Genomic DNA, 23,638 nt, shown 5'->3' on the forward strand with positions numbered 1-23,638 from the left:
ATTCACGAGCCAAAACAGCCCGTCTCTGATGCGATTCGTCACCGGGCAACGCAGCCCTTATCCGACCCCAGTCGCTCCTTGGGCGGGACCATCACTTACCTAATCCAAGATCACCAATGGCGGCAAGTTGTCCACGATTTTCATCGTCTCTAGACTGACCGTCACGATCCTCTTGAGCAGCTCAACGATATAGCGTGGATCACCTGACCAGTCATTCGGATCGTTGACAATGCCTGAATCTTTATCGGTCTTAATCTGATACCGATCCATGATCCACTCGATTGCCGAACGACTGCCAAGCTGATAGCGATATGCTTCTTCGGGGATATTACTAAGGGTCACCCGATGGTTGTAAAGAATTGTCGATCGGTCGGCCACACCCTTGACCTTGGGAAATTTCATCCTGCCGACGCGATATAATTCATTGAGCGGAGTAGTCGAGACCTCGCCCGCAACCGTCTCCACGATTCCGACGTATGGTGCCACGCGCTCGAAGTCGAGATGCAACTTCGCGAGCTCTCGCCCGGCTTCGGCATATGCGTGGAAATCAACCACTCTGGGAACACGCGGAAGTGTTCTTTTTAAATCCGCCACGTACTGCACTCTATATTCTGGCGAATGCAGCACCCCATATGTGTAGTAAAAACGTCATCTTTGGTGATGCCAGGACCGCCGCCTCCTTCACTAAATCTGACGAGTGCTGCATTTGTTATATTGTCGACACGCACACGCTCAACGGCCGCAAAGAGTCCGCTGTCGCCGCCGATCTCCTGATAGGTGTAGCGCGGGAAGTAAGGCCCCACACTTTTGGTGCCCACAGCGTGAAGGTCAGGAATACAATCGACCATCAGAACTGAGAAAGGCTCGTCTGACCCAGTGCCAGTGATATAGAATCCGACATTCTCAACCCCTACCGGGAAAACACTCGGCAGCTGATAAGTCCGCTGATTGAGTCGTGGATTAAAGTAAACCCACTGCTTAGAGAAAGGTCGATAAACTACCGCACGAAGAGCAGCTGAATCGAAAGCGTAACGAACATTTTTCCGAATTTGATCTCTGTCAGCCTCGTTCCAGCTAATCTTTTTCGGATCCGAGTCAACGAAGGATGCAACCTGACCTGCGGTCGGCCTCTCGATTTTCGCCGCCCGACGGTGTTCTGCAAACTTCTCCGCCTGCTGATTGTAGAAGTCAATCATAGCTTTCACATTAACTTTGAGCTTGTCGGCAGAGAAGTTGTACACCCAGGGATCGCGTCCGGTCTTGAGACCGCCGGTGTGTAGCTCGAAGACGGCCTTCGCCCTTGCGGTTTTGTCTTTTTCACCGATCGCCTGGAAGTCGCCGAAACGTTCGTCTCGCTGGTTAATCCAATCACCGTCCACATTCGGACTCAGTTGCTCCCACTGAACCGCGCCCAGGTCCTGTGAGCCGATGATTCGCAGCTTGTCTTCACGGCTGAGATGGTCTCCGACGTCTCGGTAATAGAGTCGACATTCGGTGCCCACCCCGATTCTTCCACCGCCCTTGACTAGAATCAAGATTGCGACGGTGTTCCGGCTGCCAGATCCGAAGATCTTTCCGCCTTCTTTGCGCGACTGTTCACCGGCAGTCCGCTGGTTTCCCCGCAGGTTGTAGCAGTAGACGGCGTCGAACTCGCTGGTCAACGACTTACGTAGCCCGTCGGCCGTGTTTCCGTCGATATACCCGCCGTTCGAGACGAACGCCACGACCCCCTCGTCCTCGATCCGGTCCGATGCCCAACGGATGGCGCGGACGTAGGAATCGTAGAGCGAGTTCTTGTTCTTGGCCGTCGACAGCGCGGCATACGAATCTCTGATCCGGCCGTCGAGCACTTCGTACTTCAGGTTCTGGTTGTTGTCGTTTTGGCTGTCCTGACCGACGGAATAGGGAGGGTTTCCGATGACGACGGTAACATTTTGTTTCTGTTGTTTCTTGGCGCGTTCGCTGTTGCCTTCGAGGACGTCCATTCCGTCGAGTTTGGCGGTGCCCTCGGCGAGTTGGAAGGTGTCGGTGAGGACGATGCCCTCGAAGGGGCGGTACTCGCCGCCGGCCAGGTCGTGGAAGGCCGCTTCGATGTTGACGGCGGCGATGTAGTAGGCGAGCAGCACGATCTCGTTGGCATGCAGCTCGCTCGTGTACTTGCGGAGCAGGTCTTCTGGCTTGATGTAGCCGGACTGTAGGAGACGGACCGGGAAGGTGCCGGTGCCGACGAACGGGTCGATGATCTGGACGCCCTCGTCCGACAGCGAGCGGCCAAGATGCTTGTTCAGCGCCTGCTCGGTGGCACGGATGATGAAGTCGACAACCTCGACGGGGGTGTAGACGATGCCCAAAGCGTCGGCGGTCTTCGGGAGGGCGGTCTTGAAGAACTTGTCGTACAGCTCGACGATGACCCGTTGCCGGCCCTCGTGGTTGTCGATCCCCTCAGCGCGCACCCGCACGGAGTCGTAGAACTCGTCGAGCTTCTTGCTTTCGGCGTCGAGCCCCTGGTCGTCGAGGATGTCGAGCATCCGCTGCATGGCCTTGGAGACCGGATTGTGCTCGGCGAAGCCGTAGTCCTTGAACAACGCGTCGAAGACCGGTTTGGTAACGATGTGCTGGGCCAGCATGTCGATGGCGTCGCCCTCGGTGACACCGGGGTTGAGGTTGGCCCGCAGCTCGCCGACGAACTCCTCGAAGGCGCTGCGCTTCTCGGGCAGGGTCAGGGCAGCCTTGATCCGGGTGACGTGCCGGTCTGCGATCTGGGCGATGTCCCGAGCCCAGTCCTCCCAGTACTGCCGCTTGCCGACCTTGTCGACGATCCGGGCATAGATGGCGTCCCGCCAGTCCGTGACAGAGAAAAGCGCTTCCTGGATGTTCTTGGCGCTCTGGGCTTCCTTCTCCTTCGCCGCCTCGGCGCTGGCCGACGTACTCGACCCGTCCCGGTCGCCGATCGCCTCGTCACCGGGGCCGACGCTGCCGATGCCGATCTTGTTGTCCGGCTTGTTCTTGTTCAGCTCGATCTGGTTGACGGTGGCGTTGAACCGGTCATCGTGGGAGCGGAGCGCCTGAAGGACCTGCCAGACCGTCTTAAAACGCTTGTTGTCGGCGAGCGCCTTCTCCGGTGCCATGCCAGCCGGGATGGCGACCGGCAGGATGATGTAGCCGTAGTTCTTGCCCGGGGCGAGGCGCATCACCCGCCCGACGGACTGGACGACGTCCACCACCGAGTTGCGAGGGTGCAGGAAGAGCACGGCGTCCAGGCCCGGCACGTCCACGCCCTCGGAGAGGCAGCGCGCGTTCGACAGGATTCGGGCGTTGGCCGGGCCGGCGTCCTGCTTCAGCCAGTCCAACAGCTTGTTGCGCTGGAGCATGTTGTACGTGCCGTCGACGTGCTCGACCTCGCAGCGCAGCACCTCGTCGTCGGCGTCGTCGTAGGCGTCGACCACCTCGTTGAATCGGCTGGCGATCGCCTTGGAGTCGGCGATCGAGCGGGCGAAGGCCACCGCCCGCTTCATCGGTGCCTCGCCCTCGGCGAAACCAGAGCCGTCCGCAAAAGTACCGGTGCGCTTCGCCATCGCGTTCCAGCAGCCGATGATCTTCGCCGCGTCGTCGAGCCTCAGCTCGCCTTCCCCACCCGAGAGGCCCTGCTGCAACGTCTTGGCAACCCGCCCCTCGTCGACGGTGAGGATGAGCACCTTGTAGTCGGTGAGCAGGCCCTGCTCGACAGCCCGGCCGAACCCGAGCCGGTGAAACTGCGGCCCGTACGTCGTCTCGTCGTCCATCGAAGCCAGTAGCGCATCCGCGTTGCGCGCCTCGGATTTGGTGTCCTCGTTGTAGATCCGAGGCGTCGCCGTCATGTAGACACGACGGTCCCCACCGAGGTAGCTGTCGTCGTGGACGCGGACGAACGCCGACTCGTCATGGCCGGCGAGGGTCACACCGGTGGTGCGGTGGGCCTCGTCGCAGAGGATCAGGTCGAAGCGGGGCAGACCCTTCTGTTGGGCCGCCGACACGGTCGCGATGGACTGGTAGGTGGAGAAGACGACAGTCAGCCCCGGCTCGGCGGCGACACCGGCCATCTGCTCGACCAGGCGGTCCGGGTTGGTGGTGGCCGGCAGAGCCAGGTCGTACGTGGCCATGTCGTTGTCGTCGCCCAGGGCGGCCCGCTGCTTACCGACCTTGGAGTCCGAGCAGACCGCGAACGCCCTCAGCGGCAGCTCGGCCTCGTACGACCACTCCCGCAGGCTCTGCGACAGCAGCGCGATGGACGGGACGAGGAACAGCACGTTCGTATGTTCGCCCTTGCCAGCCTTGGCGCGCTCGGCTTGCAGCCGTTCGGCGATCTTCAGGCTGGTGAACGTCTTGCCGGTCCCGCACGCCATGATGAGTTTGCCTCGGTCGTGCTCGGCCAAGCCGGCAAAGACGTCGTCGATCGCTTGATACTGGTGCTTGCGCGGTGACTTCTTCTCCCGGAGCGTCATCTCGACCTGGTGGCCCGAGGTGGGCATGTACCACTCCACCGGGCTCTGCGCGATCTCCACGAGCCCGACCCGGGTGACCGGCACCTGCTGGTCGGCTAGCGCCGCCTCGGCGTGGACGTTCCACCTGTCGGTCGTCGAGATGATCAGGCGGCGGGTGAACCCACCCTTGCCGGAGGCGGTGAAAAAGGAGTCGATGTCTGCCTTTTCTACCGTGTGTCGCGGTTCGTAGAACTTGCACTGCACGGCGCAGTAGCCGCCGGTCTCTCGATCCTGCGCGACGAGGTCGATACCGGTGTCCCGCTTGTCGTCGGCCGCGCCCGGCCAGTCCGCCCACATCCACACCCGGCTGAACTGCTCGGTCCACTGCGGGTCGGTGCTCAGGTACTGGAGCATCAGCTCCTCGAAGCGGGTCCCGCGCTCCCGGTTGTTCGGCGAGAGATCCCGGATCGCCCTGATGACGTCATGCACCGTCACCGTCATGGTCGTCGTCACGGCCGAGACTCTACCGCCCCCCGCCGACGAGATCCGAACACGGAGCGCCCTTCGTCCGTCCCGCCTTAAGCGACACCAGCAGCAGGCAACCTGCATGCCCAGCCGGGGTAAGCGAAGGACTGGACGGCCAGAAAGTGACTGTGCAGAAGGAGAGACGAGTGGCACGATCGCCGCGTGCTCTCTGCATTTCTCTCGTCGCCGCCGACGGCTCTCGCTGCACCTGGTCAATACCCCGTCGAGTCGAGCTGGAAGCTGGCCGACCAGGTAAGACAAATGCTCAAGTCAAAAGATCTTGACATCGACGTTCGCCCTGTTCCTGAACTTGCGGAACTCCAGGTCCGGAACAATGTCAGACCGCTCGAACTGCTCCTCGGTCTGGGAAAGACCACCAGCGCTCTACCCGGCTTGGCCATTCCGGGGGCCGGTGGTCTACCCGGGCTCGCCGCCCTACGGACGGCCAGCAGATGGGCGATCATCCGGTACCTCTGGGCCTTCGCGGAGAATCGCCCTGACCTGCGGCTGTCTGCCCTCACCGAGCAGGTCAGGAGCCACCAACGCACGCTCTTCTCCGAGCAGTTCGGCATCGCGGTGGCGACCGACCTGGTCGAGCAGGTGATCCTCGACCGGCCGGCGCAGGTGGTGGATGCCGACGCGGTCAGCTACGACTGGATGTTGGGAACCGAGGTTGGCGGCCTGGGTACGCACCGGCCCGACTACTTCTGGTACGGCACCGAGGCCGGGAAGCTCCGTGACGTCCTTGTGGTAGAGGTCAAGGGCACCAGTGGTAGGCGCACGCAAAGTGTCAAGCAGCTGTGCCGAGGCATCCAGCAGGTGTCGGTGCCGAAGCAGATCAAGGGTGTCACGATGCGGCGCATCGTCATCGGGGTCACGCTGGCCGGCGGGCACCTCAAGGCACTCGCCGTGGAGACCGCGGAGCAGGATCCGTCCCTGCGCTGGCGGGCCAGCGAGTTGCTGGCGGCAGAGGAGTCCGCAGGAATTCGGGCAGAACGGCATCCGTTCACTACCCAGCAGCACCCGGCGGGGTACGAGGCCGCCGTAGAGAGCCGGGCTGTCAGAGACCGGGCCATCGACCTGGACCAAGCCCGGTTGCTGTCCTTCGCCGGGGTTCCCGTTGCTCCTGGAATGGTCTGGGAACTCCGTCGCCAGGTGCAGTCAACCATCAGTGAGTTGGAAGTCGTCAATGCCGACGGCACAGCCTTCCGATGCGAGACGACCCGGATCCCCCTCGGTGATCGGATGCTCGAAGTCCGAACCGGCGTCGCCGAGGAACTCCTGGCCGCCGACAACCCATTGGCGGCTGAGCAGCGACGCGGCACCTACTTCGGGCGCCGGGAGGGTGGCAGGTACAACGTCGTACGCGGCACATCGCGCGGGCGGCCGGGTGTGCCACTCGACATCGTCACGTCGCCTGACGGCTGCATGCTCTCGGTGTCCTTCTGAACCTCCCCTCCTGGTTCTTGTGATGTGCAATCTCGATCGTCCCCTCTCTCAGGAGGTGTCCGGTACGTGGCGAGCATCGAGGAGATCGTCAGCGAGATCCGGACCTTGTCGAACGGCGTCGAACGGGCGCAGACCCTGGCTGCTACCGCCGATCACCAAGCCCAGGAGATCACCCTACGAGCAGCCGCGACGGGCTTCACCACAGTCGCTGTCAGCATCGGGCGTGCCCGCGCCGCCATAGCCACGGTCCAGGGTGGCCTCGCCATGCTGTCCACCGCAATCGGTGCGGCCACCACAGCCGTCGTAGCCGTACCTCATTCCCCCACCCCGGAGGAGACCATCGCCGGGCTGGCCGCGGTCTACGAGGGGATGACCGCGACGCGTCAGGTCGCCAGGGCCGCGATCACACAGCTCACCGACGTCCAACGCCTGGTCACCATAGCCCTGCAAGGTGGTCAACCCGGACCGCTTCTCGAAGCGCTCGACGGCGTCAAGCAGGTTCTGATTCTCGTCGTCCGACGATCAACCGGCACCCAACTGGCAGTCGAGGTAGCGATCCATGAGGTACGTCGACTCGGATCACCGGAAGAAATGCCAGGGGCTGGTGAGCACAACCCTGTCAGCCCTCGTCCCGGCACCGACACCGACAATGCTTCGACTCCGACCGATAGCACCTCCACCAACCCTGAGACCATCCCTTCATGGAGCAGGCGTCCCACTGGTTTTCAAGGCGGTAGGCCGACCGGACCCCGAACTCGAATCGCCCCGAACGCGGACGACAGCACCAGGCGCTCGTTGGAGTTGGAGAACGACTGTGCGGACGTTCTGGCCGACAAGGGCTACCAAGTCCACCAGAACCCGTCCTCGACGGAGATCGGCAGTGCCCGCAGGCACACCGGTGACTCTGGCGCTGGTGAGAAGGAGCCCGACTACCTCATTGAAGGACACGTCTTTGACTGCTACTCCCCCAGCACTCGAATACCCGTACGGAACGTATGGAGCCAGGTCCGCAACAAGGTCGACAAGCGGCAGACCGAGCGGGTGGTCATCAACCTCAAGGACTGGCAGGGCGACCCGACAGCGCTACAACGTCAATTCGACCAGTGGCCCATCGATGGGCTGAAGGAAGTCATAGTCGTAACACGCAGCGGTACGATCCACGAGATCGCTCGGCGAGACTGAGGGAGACGGCACGATGAGTGTGGAGTTCCGACTGGCTCTGGCTGGTGAGCCACCACTGCATGAGATTGCTGCTGTCACAGCCATCAGCCCAGCCGAGCGGCCCACGCCCAAAGCTGGAGACACACTTCTCACTGCCCGCCTGTATGACCAGCGCGGCTACCTCCTCAGTGTCTACTCCGGCACCGATGGCTACTACTATGCCGAGGGTGACAACGAATCGCCTTGGGAGTGGGAACTCGACACCTACGTGAACGTCGACTTCGACATGCGTACCGATGGACTCGTCGACAAGGGCATCCCGAACATGGTGGCGACCGTCGGTCGCGTGCTGGCCGGTCGCCGCGAGGACGCCGCACTCGTCCAGGACGGCAACTACCTCTTGCTCACGCGTACCGCTGGGGTCGTCCGCAAGCACCGGCAGCGGCAGTGGTGGAACCACTACGGCCTCGACGTCCCCGTCGGCTGACGTTCGCCGGAGGCCGCGAGACTACTGTCCAACTGCGACAACTCGGCGGTTCCCTATCGAGCGGTCAGCCGCTAGCCTGGCACCCAGCCGTTTGGATCTTGCCGCTCCGACGGGGTCGGCCGGTGATCCTCGCGTGCCCACTCCACGTTGAACATCCCCTTCTGTGCTGCCCGGCCGCATCAAGGATGAGGGGCCTGCTCCCGGCTCCCACCGGTGGCAGGTACGCCGATTCGGAGGCTTCCCATGCGCAGACTTGAGAACAAGACAGCACTTGTCACCGGGGCCAGCCGGGGTATCGGCCGGGCGATCGCCCGGCGGCTCGCCGCCGACGGTGCCCTCGTGGCGGTGAACTACTCGTCGAACGAGGGCGCGGCGAAGGAGACGGTCGCCCTCGTCGAGGAGGCCGGCGGTCGTGCCTTCACGGTCCAGGCCCAACTGGGGACGCCGGGGGCGGTGGAGAAGCTGCTCACCGACACCGAGGCGGGTCTGCGGGCAGCGACGGGCAGCGGCAGTCTGGACATCCTGGTGAACAACGCGGCGGACGTCGGGTTCGCCAACTTTGCCGGTGAGGACCCGGAGCACGTCACCGACGAGATCCTGGACGGCTGCTACGCCGTCAACGCCAAGGCACCGTTCTTCCTGATCCGGGACGGGCTACGGCTGCTCGCCGACAACGGTCGGGTCGTCAACATCTCCTCGGCGATCACCCGGACCACCTACCCCCAGCAGATCGCGTACGCGATGAGCAAAGCGGCCCTGGAGCAGGTCACCCGGCACATGGCGCCCATCCTGGCGGCGCGGGGAATCACCGTCAACACCGTCGCTCCGGCGGTGGTCGACAACGGTGACCCGGTGTTCCAGTACCCGGAGGCGGTTCAGCAGATGGCTGCCGGGTCGATGTTCAACCGGGTCGGTCAGCCGGCCGACATCGCCGACATCGTCGCCTTCGTGGTCTCCGACGACGCCCGCTGGATCACCGGTTCCTTCATCGACGCGACCGGCGGCACCATCCGTTCCTGAAATGCCCCGGCGGGACCGTCCGTTCCCGAGGTGCCCCGGCGCTCAATCGCGCCGGGGCACCGGGGCGGCCGGCAGCGTCAGGGGCTTCTCGGACGCTCCGGACGCTGGTGGTAGGGGGGTTGCGGCATCTGCGTCCGGGGGTTGCCGTACGGCTGGCCCGTCGGACCGCTGGTGTCGTAACCCGCCCACGGGATCTGTTGGGCTGCGTACTGGGGCGTCGCTGCCGGCCACTGCCCTCCGGGCAGGTGCCCGTACCCGACATTTCCTGGCACCTGCCCGTATCCGACGAACTCCTGCGGCGCGACAGAACCCATCGATCGGTCGGGTGAAATCTGTTCCGGAGCGATTCTGAACCGCTCGGGTGCCAGCTTTCCCAGCGCGGCAGGAAGCTCGGGGCAGATGTCGGCCACACTCTGCGGCAGACCGTCCGACAACCAGCCCTCCACTACCGCGGCTTTGAAAACCGGTGCTCCGTTCGGACGGGTAGTCCCGTCAGGATGGCGAGCTATCTTCCCTCTTGATATGTCCTGTACGTACTGCAGATAGTGCTCTCGACCCTGTGAGTGGCCCGCCGACGGCTCCTGCGTTCCGAAACGATCTGCACGCTGAAACGCTGCTGCGGAGACAACCGACGATGTGCCTGACGGCCCTGCCCTGTTCCAGTCGTCGGCGGCAAGCGGTTGCCTCGATGGCCCCGACAGTGACATCGCACCGGGTTCCGGCCCTCCACCCGTCCCCCAGGGCTCACGATCCCGCTTGTAGGCAGCGTAACTCTGCGCGTTGGCCGTTCCAGGTCTGAGGTTGAGTCGCAGGGAAGGGTTGTCGTACAGCGCCGCGAACTGGTGGCGCCCCATGGAAAGGTCCTTGCCCTGCCACATGTCGGCCAGCCTGGTTTCCACCGCGAAGGTTTCCTCCGAACTCAACATGCCTGCCGCGTATTCCCTCAACTGCCAGGCGAGTTCCTTGTCCTGTTCCTCCGGATCAGGAGGGAGGTACCTCGTCGGTGCGGGCCGCAGATGGGTGGGGTTCGTGGGCCGCCGGGTCTCCTGCGGGTCTGGGAACGAGGTCCCGAACGTTGACCGGAAGGCGTCGGAAATGGCAGTTCGGCGTTCCTCCTCGGTCATCGCGGCCAAGTACGCGGTGAGTTCCTCGGCGGCCGTGGCCGCATCCGTCTCGGCGTCAGGCAGCGGCTGACTGCTCCAGGGGTTGGTCATGTCGTCCTCCAAACTGGATCCAGCCCGGTACGACGGCGGCCATCCCCGTTCGGTTCGATTCCATCCCCGGCGTGGGTCAGCCCCGACGGCCCTGGAGCCGGCGCAGGATGTCGGCGCGCTGGGTCTGTGACTCGTCAGTCGACTCCGGCCCGGGATTCGGGCGAGGGGACGGGCGCGTCGGGATCCCGACCAGGTCCCGGCTCGGAGCGGTGAACTGCGCGACCTCCTCACCGTCGACCGCGGTGGCTATGGTCATCCCCGGCTCTGCGGACGCCCGCCCGGGTGACTCGGGAGCGGACCCGGAGGACCGCCGTACGGTGCACGTGGACGATCGCCGTACCGTGTGACCGCAGCGCCGGCCGGTGGATTGCCTGCCGGGCCGCCCGCCGGCGGCCCTTGCAGGGCTGCGGCCTGGTACGTCGCCGCCGGCCACTGCACCTGACCGGCCACCGGCCACTGTTCCAGGCTCTGGGCAGGCGCTTGTCGCGATGTCTGGGCTGATTCCTCCCACGCCCGACTGAACACAGCGAATCTGTGCGCGTTCATCGACCCGGGCTTGAGGTGTTTCCTCAGGAAGGGATATTCGTAGAACACCTTGAACTGCTCGTCTCCCAGGGCTGCTACTTCGCCCCTCCCAAGACGTCCCAGCCACCGCTGCACACGCCCGTGCGGACCCCCCTGCAAGCGATCTTGGGCGAAACTGCGCAGTTCCGCCGCCTGGCTCCGGTCCTTCTCAAGCCAGGCCTGTGACGGCCTGAACTCCCCGGGGAATTCCTGGTCCAGCTCGCGGTACAACTCCGGACACGTCTCGATCGCTCGCACCGGCACACCGTTGGAGCGCCAGTTCTGCACCAGATTCAACTCTGAATGCGGAATGTCTTTCCTCGTCCGAAGCCGGCCCGCCCGGAGGTGCTCGAGCATGGCGGTGTAGCGAGATCGATCTCTGTCATCCTCGGAGCTGAGAGCAGCCAGGAAACCTTCTTCGTGACCCTGCGCCATTGACAACAGCCCAGCGACCGCCGGCCCGGGTTGTTCGGTGGTCGCGAGGTCCAGGACCGGTTGAGCCGGATGCACGACGCCCGGGCCGAGGTTCATGCTCTCCCAAACCCACTGGGCCTCCTCCCATGTCAGCGCGGGCACACCCGAGTCGAGTTCCTCGATGGTTAGATCGAGTTCCGGATAGGGCTGGCCGGTTTGCCACGGGTCGGTCACATCGTCCTCCAGACAGGGTCGCCGTCTGTTGACGGCGGCCCGCCCGGTCCGGTTCGATCCGTCCCGAGATCTGGTCAGCCTCGGCGGCCCTGGAGCCAGCGCATGATGTCGGCGCGCTGGGTCGGTGACTCGTCAGTCGACTCCGGCCCGGGGCGAGGGGCCGGACGCGGGGACGGGCGCGTCGGGATCCCGACCAGGTCCCGGCTCGGGGCGGTGAACTGCGCGACCTCCTCACCGTCGACCGCGGTGGCGATGACCCGGGCGACGCCCGAGATGACCCGGGCCTGGACGGCGGCGCCGACCGAGTCGGTGGGGTCGTCCGGGTTGGCGGCGATGCCGGCCACCGCCACCTGCGGGGTGAACCCGACGAAGCTCTCCGTGGCGGCCCGCTCCGAGCTGCCGGTCTTACCGGCCGTCGGACGGCCGTCGAGGAGGCTGTTGACGGCGGTGGCCGTACCACCGTTGCACTGGCCGAAGGCGGACTGCTGGCCGACCGGGCAGCGGGCGGCGTCGGTGGCGGCCCGGGCCACGTCGGCGTCGAGGACCCGCTCGCAGGACGGGTCACCGACGGGCAGGCGGGTGCCGTCCGGGGTGGTGACCGACTCGACGGGGGTCGGCGCGCAGTGGACGCCCTCGGCGGCGACTGTGGCGTAGGCGTTGGCGAGGTCCAGCGGGGTGGTGGCGGCCACGCCGAGGGTGAAGGAGCCCCAGTCGGCCGCGTTGTTCTCGGCGAAGTCCGCGTCGGCGCCGGAGCGGAAGGTGATGCCCAGTCGCTGGGCCATCTCCACCACCTTGTCCTGCCCGACCTGCTCGGCGAGCCAGACGAAGTAGGTGTTGACCGAGCGGCCGAAGCCGTCCCACATCATCCGGTACCCGTCCATCCAGGCGGGGTTGGCGTTCGCCGGGCACCACCGGCCGTCGCAGGTGGCGTCGCCGGAGTCGGCCGGGTAGCGGGTGGGCAGCCGGGTGGGTGCGTCGAAACCGGTGGAGAGGGTACGGCCGTTCTCCAGCGCGGCGAGCATGGTGAAGAGCTTGAACGTGGATCCGGCCTGGTATCCCTCGACGCCGCCCCCACCGGCCACCAGCTGGTTGACGGTGTTGGGGTGGTTGGCCTGCCCGTTCGGGTTGGCGTCGACGCTGTAGTGCCGGTTCACGGCCATGGCGAGGACCTTGCCGGTGCCCGGTTCGACGGCCGCGATCGGCAGGGCGCGCTCGTTGTCGTAGTCGTAGACGGAGGTGGCCTGCTGCTGGGCGGTGGCCTGGACGTCCGGGTCGAGGGTCGTGACGACGGTGTACCCGCCCCGGCGCAGCGCCTGGTCCCGCTCCTCGGCGGTGTCACCGAAGGCCGGTTGGGTCAGCCACCACTGCCGCAGGTAGTCGCAGAAGAATCCCCACCCGGTGTCGTCGCCGTCCGGTGCGGCGGTGCACCCGTTGGGCTGACCGGTCGGGTCGAGCTTCAGCTCCTCGGCCGTGGCCTGTGCGGCCTCCTCGGCGGTGATCACGCCGGTGGCGGCCATCGAGTCGAGGACGTACGCCCGGCGGGCCAGCGCGGCCTCGGGGTCGCCGTCGATCGGGCTGTACGCCTCCGGCGACTGGACCAGCCCGGCCAGCAGGGCCGCCTCGGCGAGGGTCAGGTCGGCCGGGGGCTTGCCGAAGTAGCGCTCGCTGGCGGCGGCGACGCCGTACGCCCCGGAGCCGAAGTACGCGATGTTGAGGTAGCGGTTGAGGATCTCGTCCTTGCCGAGTTCCCGTTCCAGCGAGGTGGCGTACCGGATCTCCTGGATCTTGCGTCCGACGGTCTGCTCGGTGGCGGCCCGCCGCTCCTCGGCGGTGAGGTTGGGGTCGTTCTTGAGCACGTTGCGGACGTACTGCATGGTCAGGGTGGAGCCGCCCTGGGTGGTGCCGTCGGTGACGTTGGAGACCAGGGCGCGGGCCATCCCCCGCAGGTCGACCCCGCCGTGGTCGTAGAACCGGCGGTCCTCGGCGGCCACGATCGCCTGCCGCATCACCGGCGCGATCTCGGTCAGCGGCACGTCGGTGCGGTTGACGTCGTAGAAGGTGGTGATGAGGGTGGTGCCGTCGCTGGCGTAGAGGTACGACCGCTGTGGGGTGGCCGGGGTGGCGAGCACGTCGGGCAGGTCCTGGTACGCCCCGAGCGCCGACCGGGCGGCGAACCCGAACACCAGGTTGCCCGGGAGCGCGACGGCCGCGACGACGAGTCCGACGAGCACACCGGCGAGCAGGGCGGTGAACAGGCGGGACAGCGGCGACCGGGAGGAGTGCGTCCGGGATGACGGCATGGTCCAGCATTGCCACGAAATCGGCTGGCCGACCACCCTCGGGCCCGATGTGTCGTCCACCTCACCCCACCTGCGCGAACGCTTCACGCGGCGGGCGGTGTGGTGGGGACGCTGGCGGTGGCCGCGTCGCGGGCGATGGCGGCCGGGACCAATCGCCCGGACCGGTATCCGATGCCGATTCCGGCGATCAGGACGAAGAGTGCGCCGAAGGTCTGCAACGGTCCGACGAGCGCACCGCCGAGGCCGAGCAGCGGGGCGGCGATCATCAGCAGGATCCCGTCGCCGTAGCTGAACGCGCCGGACCGGGCGACCGCCCAGCCGGTAAGGAACCAGCCGACGCTGTAGCAGGCGGCCCCGACCAGGACCAACGACCGGGCGGTGGTGCCGAAGACCGGGGTCTGCTCGGCGAGCCCGGCGAAGGGCAGCATCAGGACCGTACCGGCGAGGCCGACCAGGAGTCCGGCGGCGGCGGTCCGGCGACTGCGGGTGGCGACCAGCAGTCCGGCCAGGGCCAGCAGGGCGAGCAGCCCGAGCCAGACGGCGGCCACCCAGCCGATCAGGTACAGCGGTCGACCGTCGGCCGGGTAGGGGTCGTTGCCGACTCCGCCGTCACTGGCCCAGGCGACGAGACCGTAGAGGATCGCGTACGCGGGCAGCAGCCACACGGCGGCGCGGGCGAACCGGCGCAGCGACCACGCCCAGGTGGCGTCGGTGGCCGGGAAGGTCGGGGTGGGTTCGACGAGGAACGGCAGGACCCCGAACCCACCTCCGGTACGCCGGGTGCCCAGGGGGCCGACCGGGTCGTGCGCGCCGCCCCGGGACGACGAGTGCAGCCTGTTCGCCGGATCCTTCATGCGTCACCTCACTCACCGTGCGGTACGCCGACGCACCGGCGCCCCGACGCCCGCTCACCAATCCGCCTTCTCAGACCGATCGTGGCAGGCACCGGGGCGCCAGATGAGTGTTTCTCGCATTTGCCCCGAGGTGGGACGGATGCGGTCAGCGACGTGGGTGCCGCTGCTGCTGGTGCTGGTCGTACTGCTGCTGGTCGTGCTGGTCGTACTGCTGGTGTTGCTGGTGCTGCTCGTACTGCTGGTGGGCCGGGTCGTGGACCATACCACCCAGGTCCTGGGTCAGACCCGGGTCGCCGACCAGGCTCTGCGCCGAGACCGGCTCGGGGGCCGGCAGCCCCTGCGGGGTGTTCTTGCCACCGGAGGCCTGCGCCTCGGCGACCCGTACCTCGTTGTGGATCTCCTGGGCCGCCGCTGCGGCGGCCTCGGCGGCCTCGGCGGCCTCCCGCTCGACCTCGCTCGCGGTCTGCGAGGCCTCCTTGGTCGGCGCGTCGCCGACCATCTGGCTGAGCCCGCCGAGCGCGCCACCCATGCCCTCCAGGGCCCGGGTCAGCTCGGTCGGCACGATCCAGACCTTGTTGGCGGTGCCGTTGGCGATCTGCGGCAGAGCCTGGAGGTACTGGTAGGCCAGCACCTTCTGGCTCGGGTTGGCCTTGTGGATCGCGTCGAAGACGGTCCGCACGGCCTTGGCCTGACCCTCGGCCTGCAGGATCCGGGCCTGCCGGTCACCGTCGGCCCGCAGCACGGCGGCCTGCTTCTCACCCTCGGCGGAGAGGATCTGCGACTGCTTGTGCCCCTCCGCGTTGAGGATCGCGGCGCGGCGGTCCCGCTCGGCGCGCATCTGCTTCTCCATCGAGTCGCGGATGCTCGGGGGCGGCTCGATCGCCTTGATCTCGACCCGGGTCACCTTGATGCCCCACCGTCCGGTGGTCTCGTCGAGCACACCGGAGAGGTGCCGGTTGATCTCCTCCCGGCTGGTCAGCGCCCGCTCCAGGTCCAGCGAACCGATCACGTTCCGCAGGGTGGTGACGGTGAGCTGCTCGATGGCCTGGAGGAAGTTGGAGATCTCGTAGGTCGCCCGGACCGAGTCGACCACCTTGAAGTAGAGGACGGTGTCGATCGAGACGACCAGGTTGTCGGAGGTGATCACCGGCTGCGGCGGGAAGCTCACCACCTGCTCGCGCATGTCGACCTTGGTACGCACCGCGTCGACGAAGGGCACCAGGATGTTCAGCCCGGGGTTGAGGGTGCGCTTGTACCGGCCCAGCCGCTCCACCACGTCCTGCCGCTGCTGCGGGACGATCCGCACCGACTTCGCCAGCGTGATCACCCCGATCAGCGCGAACGCGATCAGTAGGACCGGGATAATGACTTCCATTCACTCACCTTTCCGTTGGGGCACTCCGGTGGGGGAGGCGAACTCCCCGCCCGTCCCGGTGTCACCCTGAGTCGTCATCGTGGGTGGTGGTTCGACAGCTACAACGTCGGCGCGGGTCACTGTGATCCCGCCGCCTGTGCCAGGACCCCGAAGAGCTGCCGGGAGATCTCCCCCCGGCTGGCCAGGGCCGACCGGAGGTCCAGGGCGCCGATCACGCTGCGCGGCGTCGTCACGGTGAGCCCGGTGGGACCCGCTGCACGGCGGAGAACAGGACGACGGCACCGACCAGGCCCACCGCGACCACCGTCAGGAGGATCTCCATCGGCTCACCCCTCCGCCTCCGGCAGCTGCCTTCCGGGCGTGATGTCGTCCCGCCACACCAGGGCGGTGGCACCCTGAACCTTGATCACCTGCACCCGTTCACCGGGCGCGAAGACCTGGGTGGCGTCGTAGGAGCGGGCGCTCCACAACTCGCCGTCGATCTTGATCATGCCACGGTCGACGTCGACCTGCTCGAGGACGAGCGCGTCGGACCCCTCTAGGGCCTCCACACCGAAGGGCTGATCACCGGTCTCCCGCGCACTGCGCCGGTGCCGCTGGATCGTCGGCCGGGCCAGGAGGGTGGTCAGCGCGGAGACCACCGCGAACACCACCGCCTGCACCGCCACCGGCGCACCGAGCGCCGCAGCCCCGGCCGCAGCGAACGCACCGACCGAAAACATGATCAAGAAGAGCGTGGCCGAGAAGATCTCGGCCACCGCCAACACGACTCCCAGCACGATCCACAGCACGGCGTCCACCCCTGAATCGTGACACGTCCGCGCTCGCACCGCCGAGTGTCATGATCAGGGAACGCCGTCACCGGACCCGCCGGGCCGCTTCGGCGTACCCCGAACCGGCCGCGCAACGAGGAGGATTCGCCGTGTCGCTGACGTCCGACACCGCCCGCCGGGTGGACACCCTGGTCACCACCGCGCAGGCCACCGGCCGGGCACCCTCGCTGCTGCTCGGCGTCGTCCGGGACGGCGCCCTGGCCCACCTGTCCGGCGCCGGGGAACACCCCCGCCCCGACGCCGACCTCCAGTACCGACTCGGGTCGATCACCAAGACCATGACCGCAGTGCTGATCATGGCGGAACGGGACGCCGGTCGACTGGACCTCGCCGACCGGCTGGAACAGCACCTGCCCGGCACCCCGGTGGGCGAACTCACCCTCCGCCAGCTCCTCGGACACGCCAGCGGCCTGCAGCGGGAACCGGACGGACCGTGGTGGGAACGCACCGCCGGCCGCGACCTGGACACCCTCCTGGCCGGGCTCACCCCCGACAAGACCGCTTATCCCCCGCACCACGCGTACCACTACTCCAACCTCGCGTACGCGCTGCTCGGGGCGGTCCTGGAACGGAACCGGGGCACCGGCTGGGCCACAGTGCTGCAGGAACGGATCCTGGACCCGCTGGCCATGACCCGCACCACCTACCACCCCGAGGAGCCGTACGCCCCGGGATACGTGGTGCACCCCTGGCACGACACGGTGCGGGAGGAGCCCCGTACCGACACCGGGGCGATGGCCCCCGCCGGACAGCTCTGGTCCACCGCCACGGACCTGGCCCGGTGGGCGGCCTTCCTCGCCGACCCGGTGCCCGGCGTCCTCGCCCCCGCCACCGTCACCGAGATGTGCAACCCGGTGGCCCTCAAGGACCCGGACTCCTGGACCGGGGGCCACGGCCTCGGCATCGAGCTGTACCGGCAGGGCGACCGGGTGTACGCGGGGCACGGCGGCTCGATGCCCGGGTACGTGGCCCACCTGATGGTGCACCGGCCCACCCGGACCGGGGTGATCGCCTTCGCCAACTCGTACGGGCTGCGGGGCACCACCCTCAGGGGCCTGTCCCGGACGGTGCTGACCGACGTCCTGGAGGCCGAGCCCACCCCGGTCGCCCCCTGGCTGCCGGCCACCGCCCCGCCCCGCCCCGAGTCGGCCGAGCTGACCGGCCGCTGGTGGTGGATGGGGATCGAGTACGAGGTCCGGGCCACCGGTGAGGAGCTGCTGGCCGGACCGGTCGGGGCGGCGGACCTGCGGTTCACCCGGGAGGGGCCGGACCGCTGGCGGGGCCACTCCGGGGAACAGCACGGGGAGATCCTGACGGTGCTGCGGGACCCCGACGGACGGGCCGAGGCCCTGGACATCGGCACCTTCGTCTTCACCCGCACCCCGGAGGAGGCGCCCTGACCAGGTGAGGCGCCCTGACCGAGTGGGGCCGGGGCGGGTGAGGGGCCGGGCGGGGTGAGGGGCTCGGATCGGTCGCCGCCGGGCTCAGCCCTCGTGGTCGGCGGGTTCGGCGGGTTCCGTGACGAAGTCGATCAGGCGCTCCATCGCGTTGATCAGAGGGGTCTCCACGTCGGCGAAGCTGTCCACCCGGGACAGGACGTGCCGCCACATGGTGGCCGGATCGGCGACACCGAGGGCCGCGCAGACCCCCTCCTTCCACGGCTGACCCGGCGGCACCACCGGCCACGCCGCGATACCCAGCGCCGACGGCTTCACCGCCTGCCACACGTCGACGTACGGGTGACCGGTGACCAGGACGTACGGCGAGTCGACCCGGGCCACGATCCGGCTCTCCTTGCTGCCCGGGACCAGGTGGTCGACCAGGACGCCGAGCCGCCGCGCCGGGCCGGGGGCGAAGTCGCGCACCTCGGCGTCGAGGGCGTCGATCCCGTCCAGCGGTTCCACCACCACACCCTCGATCCGCAGGTCGTCGCCCCAGATCCGCTCGACCAGTGCGGCGTCGTGGATCCCCTCGACCCAGATCCGGCTGGCCTTGGCGACCTGCGCCCGTACCCCGTCCACGGCGATCGACCCGGAGGCGGTCCGCCGCCGGGCGGCCGGGATCGCGGGGGCCTTCGGTCGGCGCAGGGTCACCGGCCGGCCGTCGAGCAGGAAGGCCGCCGGGAGCAGCGGGAAGTTACGTCGTCGGCCGTGCCGGTCCTCCAGGACCACGGCGCCGGAGTCGAACCCGACCACCGCCCCGCAGAAGCCGGAGTCGGCGTCCTCGACCACGAGATCCGGATCGGCGTCGACCTCCGGGGTGGTCCGGCGTCGCCGCCAGTCGCCCGCCAACACGTCATCGCCGTATCGCCGCCCCATGTCGATCACGGTAACCCGACGTCGGAGGCCACCTGGCCACGACGCGCCGCCCACCCGACGGCGCAGCCCGTAGAAACCCTACGACGTCGGACATTCGACGCAGGTGCCGTGGACCGGTACCTGCTCACCGCAGTCGAGACACAGACGGCGCTCACCACGTACCCTTTGCTGCATGTCCACCCCAGCAACGGGCGCAGACACCCTTGCCCCGCGCCGGTCCAGCCGGTTCGTGGCCTGGGTACGCGCGTGGCGGGCCGGCCTGGTGCCCTACGACGACGTCGCCGACGCGATCGCCGGCGACGAGGAGCACCTCGTCGCCGACGCCCCCGGCACCTGGACCGACGTCCCGCTCTCCCAGGCGCTGCCCACCCTGGCGAAGCTCTCCCCGGACGAGATCCGGCTGGTGCTGCCCGCGCCCGGCGACCCACGCGGACTGCCCGGCCCCGGCGACTTCACCGGCACCGCACTGCTCGCCGGGGAGGCCGTCGTCGCCGGGGAGCTGGGACTGATCCCGCAGGTACGCACGCACACCTCCGGCTCGGGCATGACCTTCGAGACCGTCCTGTGGCGGGTGTGGCCGCTGCCCGTGCACACCCCCGCCGCCGCCCTCTCCGCCCCCTGCGCGGCGGAGGCCGAAGCGGAACTGGCCGCCGCGCTGGCCGAGACCACCGCCGTCCTGACCCGACTGGACGTCGCCCAGTGGCGACCCGAACTGGCCGGGGCGCTGGCCGCGCTGCGCCGCCCCGACGGCACCACCGACCTGCCCCCCGGCTTCGACCCGCGCGCCCGTCGGCTCTTCGCCCGCGCCGCCGTCCTCGACCGGGTCCTGGCGTTGGCCGGGCACGCCGCACCCGGCGGGGCGGTCAACAACTACGAGGCACAGCTACGCGACGCGGCCCTGCGCCCCCTCACCGCCGCCTGCCGGCAGGCCCTGGTCGCCGCCTGCAACGCCCCGCTGCGCCCCTGACCGCCCGGACCGCCGTGCGGAGCCGACGGCTCAGATCTCGTCGATCAGGTCGGCGACCGAGTTCACGATCCGCGACGGCCGGTACGGGTAGCGCTCCGCCTCCGTCCGGGAGCTGATCCCGGTCAACACCAGGATCGTCTCCAACCCGGCCTCCAGACCACACAGGATGTCGGTGTCCATCCGGTCACCGATCATGGCGGTGCTCTCCGAGTGGGCGTCGATGGTGTTCAACGCCGACCGCATCATCATCGGGTTGGGCTTGCCCACGAAGTACGGGTCCACCCCCGTCGCCTTCGAGATCATCGCCGCCACCGAACCGGCCGCCGGCAGGGCACCCTCCACCGAGGGGCCTGTCGCGTCCGGGTTGGTGCAGATGAACCGCGCCCCGTCGTTGATCAGCCGGATCGCCTTGGTGATCGCCTCGAAGCTGTACGTCCGGGTCTCCCCCAGCACCACGTAGTCCGGGGCGAAGTCGGTGAGGACGTAGCCGACGGCGTGCATGGCGGTGGTGAGACCGGCCTCCCCGATCACGTACGCGGTCCCGCCGGGCCGCTGGTCGCCGAGGAACTGCGCGGTCGCCAACGCCGACGACCAGATGGCCCGCTCCGGCACCTCGAACCCCATCCGGGCCAGCCGGGCGCAGAGATCCCGGGGGGTGTAGATGGAGTTGTTCGTCAACACCAGGAACGGCTTCCCGGAGGCGCGGAGCCGGTTGACGAACTCCGGTGCCCCCGGCACCGGCTGCCCCTCGTGCACCAGCACGCCGTCCATGTCGGTCAGCCAACTCTCGACCGGCTTGCGTTCGGTCATCGTCCCTCCCCCCGCGACGTCGTCCCCGCAGGCGAGGGTCGACGGGCCGGCACACAGCACACCGTCGGGCAGGTGTCCCAGATCGGCAGCTCACCGAGGCGGCGTCGCCGACCCACCCCGTCCGGGTCGATCCGCTCCTGGACCAGTTCCCGGATCATCGCCACGAACCGGGGATCGGTCTGCGGGGTGCCGGCGCGGACAAAGTCCAGGCCGAGCCGACGGGCGGTCTCCAGCGCCTCGGTGTCGAGGTCCCACACCACCTCCAGGTGGTCGGAGACGAACCCGATCGGGCTGACCACCACCGAGGAGACGCCCCCCGCGGCCAGGGCGGCCAGATGGTCGTTGACGTCCGGCTCCAGCCACGGCACGTGCGCCGGGCCGGAACGGCTCTGCCACACCAGGTCGTACGGCAGGTCCGGGGCGGCCTCGGTGGCCACCAACCGGGCCGTCTCCCGCAGCTGGGCCTCGTACCGGCCGCCGTGCGGACCGGCGTTGGCCGCCATCGAGGTGGGGATCGAGTGGGCGGTGAACACCAGCCGGGTGGTGTCCCGGCGGGCCGGGTCGAGCCGGGTCAGCGCCGCCCGGACCGCGTCGGCGTGCGGCTGGACGAAACCCGGGTGGTCCCAGAACTGGCGCAGCTTGTCGATGACCGGCGCGTCCGCGCCGACCGCCGCTCGGGCGGCGACGACGTCCTCCTGGTACTGCCGACACGACGAGTACCCGCCGTACGCGCTGGTGACGAAGGCCAGGGCGCTCCGGACCCCGTCGTCGCGCATCTGGGCCACGGTGTCGGCGAGCATCGGATGCCAGTTCCGGTTGCCCCAGTACACCGGCAGGTCGAGACCGTGCTCGGCGAAGTCCTCACGGATCGCGGCGAGCAGGTCCCGACACTGCTGGTTGATCGGGGACACCCCACCGAAGTGCTGGTAGTGCTCGGCCACCTCGGCGAGCCGCTCCGGCGGGACCCCCCGCCCTCGGGTCACGTTCTGCAGGAACGGCATCACGTCCTCGGGCCGTTCGGGGCCACCGAAGGAGACCAGCACCACCGCGTCGTACGCCATGGCACCATTCTGGCCCGCCCACCCCGACGGCCCGCCGACACCCCTCACTTCCCTACATCTCAGGCGCCGGTGGCGTGGTATCCGCCGTCGACGTGGACGATCTCGCCGGTGGTGGCCGGGAACCAGTCCGAGAGCAGGGCCAGGCAGGCCCGGGCGGCCGGCTCGGCGTCGGTCAGGTTCCAGCCCAGCGGGGACCGCTCGGTCCAGGCCTGCTCGAACCGGTCGAAGCCGGGGATCGACTTCGCGGCGATGGTCCGCAGCGGGCCGGCGGCGACCAGGTTGCTCCGGATGCCCTTCGGCCCGAGGTGCAGGGCCAGGTAGCGGGAGGCGGACTCCAGGCCGGCCTTGGCCACGCCCATCCAGTCGTACACCGGCCAGGCCTTGGTGGCGTCGAAGGTCAACCCGACCACGGACCCGCCGGGGGACATCAGCGGCAGCGCGGCCATGGCCAGGGACTTGTACGAGTACGTCGACACCTGCAACGCCGTCGCCACGTCCTCCCACGGCGCGTCGAGGAACCCACCGCCGAGGCAGCTCTGCGGGGCGAACCCGATCGAGTGCACCACCCCGTCGAGCCCGTCGACGTGCTCGCGTACCTTCCCGGCGAGGCCGGCGAGCTGCTCGGCGTCGGTGACGTCGAGTTCGATCACCGGGGCCGGTTCGGGGAGTCGCTTGGCGATCCGCTCGACCAGGGAGAGCCGGCCGTAGCCGGTGAGCACTACCTGCGCGCCGTTCTCCTGGGCGAGCTTCGCCACCGAGAAGCCGATCGAGGCGTCGGTGATGACGCCGGTGACCAGCAGTCGCTTACCGGCCAGCAGTCCGGACATGTGGTGTTCCTCCGTGTCTTCTCAGTGACCCATACCCAGGCCGCCGTCGACCGGGATCACGGCGCCGGAGATGTAGCTCGACCCGTCCCCGCCCAGCCAGGCGACCACGGCGGCGACCTCCTCCGGGCTGGCCAGTCGGCCGGCCGGGATGGCCTTGACGTACTCGGCCCGACGCTCCTCGGGCAGGGCGGCGGTCATGTCGGTGTCGATGAAGCCGGGCGCGACCACGTTGGCGGTGATGTTGCGGCTGCCCAGTTCCCGGGTGATCGACCGGGCCACGCCGACCAGGCCGGCCTTGCTCGCCGCGTAGTTCACCTGACCGGGGCCGCCGTAGAGACCGATGACCGAGGAGATGAAGATCATCCGGCCCCACCGGGCCCGCAGCATCTTCCCCGAGGCCCGCTTGGCGCAGCGGAACGCGCCGGTCAGGTTGGTGTCCAGCACCCGGGTGAACTGTTCCTCGCCCATCCGCAGCAGCAGGGTGTCGTCGGTGATCCCGGCGTTGGCCACCAGCACCTCGACCGGCCCCAGCTCGGCCTCGACGGCGGTGAACGCCGCGTCGACCGAGGCGGCGTCGGTGACGTCGCACCTGACCCCGAAGAGTCCGTCCGGCGCGTCACCGGAGCGGTGGGTCACCGCCACCCGGTCGCCCTGCTTGGCGAAGGCCTGGGCGATGGCCAGGCCGATCCCCCGGTTGCCACCGGTCACCAGCACGGTACGGGCCACGGGTCCCCCTCGGAGTGTCGCTGATCCACGTCGGTGGGG

At 68.2% G+C, this 23,638-nt stretch carries 17 protein-coding genes and 3 pseudogenes; 7 read left to right on the plus strand and 13 right to left on the minus strand.

The window, feature by feature from the left end:
- Positions 1-99 precede the first annotated feature (99 nt).
- Positions 100-5,069 (minus strand): annotated as a pseudogene (locus tag WHN02_RS23400) (DEAD/DEAH box helicase).
- 78 nt (positions 5,070-5,147) lie between these two features.
- Here WHN02_RS23400 and WHN02_RS23405 point away from each other — a divergent pair.
- From WHN02_RS23405 to WHN02_RS23425, 5 genes and pseudogenes are all read left to right on the plus strand, one after another.
- Positions 5,148-6,434, plus strand: coding sequence for a hypothetical protein (locus WHN02_RS23405; protein WP_434740848.1), 1,287 nt, complete (start codon positions 5,148-5,150; stop codon positions 6,432-6,434).
- 369 nt (positions 6,435-6,803) lie between these two features.
- Positions 6,804-6,956: pseudogene (locus WHN02_RS23410) on the plus strand (DUF6244 family protein); the annotation flags it as partial.
- A gap of 273 nt (positions 6,957-7,229) precedes the next feature.
- Complete coding sequence (locus tag WHN02_RS23415) at positions 7,230-7,616, plus strand: hypothetical protein (RefSeq protein ID WP_434744040.1); 387 nt, start codon at positions 7,230-7,232, stop codon at positions 7,614-7,616.
- 13 nt (positions 7,617-7,629) lie between these two features.
- The gene (locus tag WHN02_RS23420) at positions 7,630-8,082 is read left to right on the plus strand and encodes a SitI3 family protein (protein WP_434740849.1); all 453 of its coding nucleotides are present in this window, start codon (positions 7,630-7,632) and stop codon (positions 8,080-8,082) included.
- A 243-nt stretch (positions 8,083-8,325) separates the two neighbouring features.
- Positions 8,326-9,102 (plus strand): SDR family oxidoreductase, encoded by a 777-nt coding sequence (locus WHN02_RS23425; protein WP_434740850.1) that lies wholly within the window; start codon positions 8,326-8,328, stop codon positions 9,100-9,102.
- Between the two features lie 77 nt (positions 9,103-9,179).
- Here the strand turns inward: WHN02_RS23425 and WHN02_RS23430 are convergent, their stop codons facing one another.
- The 7 genes and pseudogenes from WHN02_RS23430 to WHN02_RS23460 form a co-directional block, all read right to left on the minus strand.
- Entirely contained in the window at positions 9,180-10,316 is a 1,137-nt protein-coding gene (locus tag WHN02_RS23430) for a hypothetical protein (protein WP_434740851.1), read from the minus strand.
- A 76-nt stretch (positions 10,317-10,392) separates the two neighbouring features.
- A complete protein-coding gene (locus WHN02_RS23435) occupies positions 10,393-10,572 on the minus strand; it encodes a hypothetical protein (protein WP_434740852.1) in 180 nt (59 codons plus the stop codon).
- On the minus strand, positions 10,569-11,528 hold the full coding sequence (locus WHN02_RS23440; RefSeq protein WP_434740853.1) for a hypothetical protein: 960 nt from the start codon (positions 11,526-11,528) through the stop codon (positions 10,569-10,571). The genes WHN02_RS23435 and WHN02_RS23440 overlap by 4 nt, the downstream gene beginning before the upstream one ends.
- Before the next feature lie 74 nt (positions 11,529-11,602).
- Entirely contained in the window at positions 11,603-13,828 is a 2,226-nt protein-coding gene (locus WHN02_RS23445; protein WP_434740854.1) for a transglycosylase domain-containing protein, read from the minus strand.
- 83 nt (positions 13,829-13,911) lie between these two features.
- On the minus strand, positions 13,912-14,682 hold the full coding sequence (locus WHN02_RS23450) for a hypothetical protein (protein WP_434740855.1): 771 nt from the start codon (positions 14,680-14,682) through the stop codon (positions 13,912-13,914).
- Positions 14,683-14,971: 289 nt separating this feature from the next.
- A pseudogene (locus WHN02_RS23455) lies at positions 14,972-16,057 on the minus strand (SPFH domain-containing protein); the annotation flags it as partial.
- Positions 16,058-16,383: 326 nt separating this feature from the next.
- Entirely contained in the window at positions 16,384-16,857 is a 474-nt protein-coding gene (locus tag WHN02_RS23460) for an NfeD family protein (RefSeq protein WP_350899495.1), read from the minus strand.
- Positions 16,858-16,979: 122 nt separating this feature from the next.
- Here WHN02_RS23460 and WHN02_RS23465 point away from each other — a divergent pair, with 122 nt between their 5' ends.
- The gene (locus WHN02_RS23465; protein ID WP_434740856.1) at positions 16,980-18,290 is read left to right on the plus strand and encodes a serine hydrolase domain-containing protein; all 1,311 of its coding nucleotides are present in this window, start codon (positions 16,980-16,982) and stop codon (positions 18,288-18,290) included.
- Between the two features lie 84 nt (positions 18,291-18,374).
- Here the strand turns inward: WHN02_RS23465 and WHN02_RS23470 are convergent, their stop codons facing one another.
- Positions 18,375-19,208, minus strand: a complete 834-nt coding sequence (locus tag WHN02_RS23470; RefSeq protein WP_434740857.1) for a DUF3097 domain-containing protein — start codon at positions 19,206-19,208, stop codon at positions 18,375-18,377.
- 172 nt (positions 19,209-19,380) lie between these two features.
- Between WHN02_RS23470 and WHN02_RS23475 the strand changes: the two genes are divergently transcribed.
- Positions 19,381-20,175, plus strand: coding sequence for a hypothetical protein (locus tag WHN02_RS23475; RefSeq protein WP_434740858.1), 795 nt, complete (start codon positions 19,381-19,383; stop codon positions 20,173-20,175).
- A gap of 30 nt (positions 20,176-20,205) precedes the next feature.
- On the opposite strand, the gene WHN02_RS23480 is transcribed toward WHN02_RS23475, so the two are convergent.
- The 4 genes from WHN02_RS23480 to fabG are packed head-to-tail and all read right to left on the minus strand — an operon-like array spanning position 20,206 to position 23,599.
- Positions 20,206-21,066, minus strand: a complete 861-nt coding sequence (locus WHN02_RS23480; RefSeq protein ID WP_434744041.1) for an HAD-IIA family hydrolase — start codon at positions 21,064-21,066, stop codon at positions 20,206-20,208.
- A complete protein-coding gene (locus tag WHN02_RS23485; RefSeq protein ID WP_434740859.1) occupies positions 20,982-22,046 on the minus strand; it encodes a ferrochelatase in 1,065 nt (354 codons plus the stop codon). Before WHN02_RS23485 ends, WHN02_RS23480 begins: the two co-directional genes overlap by 85 nt.
- 59 nt (positions 22,047-22,105) lie before the next feature.
- Positions 22,106-22,873, minus strand: coding sequence for an enoyl-ACP reductase FabI (fabI, locus tag WHN02_RS23490; RefSeq protein WP_434740860.1), 768 nt, complete (start codon positions 22,871-22,873; stop codon positions 22,106-22,108).
- A gap of 21 nt (positions 22,874-22,894) precedes the next feature.
- Positions 22,895-23,599, minus strand: coding sequence for a 3-oxoacyl-ACP reductase FabG (fabG, locus tag WHN02_RS23495; RefSeq protein ID WP_434740861.1), 705 nt, complete (start codon positions 23,597-23,599; stop codon positions 22,895-22,897).
- Between the last annotated feature and the right edge of the window lie 39 nt (positions 23,600-23,638).

Source organism: Micromonospora sp. SH-82, assembly GCF_051132485.1.
Taxonomy (GTDB): Bacteria; Actinomycetota; Actinomycetes; order Mycobacteriales; family Micromonosporaceae; genus Micromonospora.

Coding starts and splice junctions, on each gene's coding strand:
- WHN02_RS23420 (WP_434740849.1), top strand. CDS start 7,630: ATGAGTGTGGAGTTCCGACTGGCTCTGGCTGGTGAGCCACCACTGCAT.
- WHN02_RS23425 (WP_434740850.1), top strand. CDS start 8,326: ATGCGCAGACTTGAGAACAAGACAGCACTTGTCACCGGGGCCAGCCGG.
- WHN02_RS23430 (WP_434740851.1), bottom strand. CDS start 10,316: ATGACCAACCCCTGGAGCAGTCAGCCGCTGCCTGACGCCGAGACGGAT.
- WHN02_RS23435 (WP_434740852.1), bottom strand. CDS start 10,572: ATGACCATAGCCACCGCGGTCGACGGTGAGGAGGTCGCGCAGTTCACC.
- WHN02_RS23445 (WP_434740854.1), bottom strand. CDS start 13,828: ATGCCGTCATCCCGGACGCACTCCTCCCGGTCGCCGCTGTCCCGCCTG.
- WHN02_RS23450 (WP_434740855.1), bottom strand. CDS start 14,682: ATGAAGGATCCGGCGAACAGGCTGCACTCGTCGTCCCGGGGCGGCGCG.
- WHN02_RS23470 (WP_434740857.1), bottom strand. CDS start 19,208: ATGGGGCGGCGATACGGCGATGACGTGTTGGCGGGCGACTGGCGGCGA.
- WHN02_RS23475 (WP_434740858.1), top strand. CDS start 19,381: ATGTCCACCCCAGCAACGGGCGCAGACACCCTTGCCCCGCGCCGGTCC.
- WHN02_RS23485 (WP_434740859.1), bottom strand. CDS start 22,046: ATGGCGTACGACGCGGTGGTGCTGGTCTCCTTCGGTGGCCCCGAACGG.
- fabI (WP_434740860.1), bottom strand. CDS start 22,873: ATGTCCGGACTGCTGGCCGGTAAGCGACTGCTGGTCACCGGCGTCATC.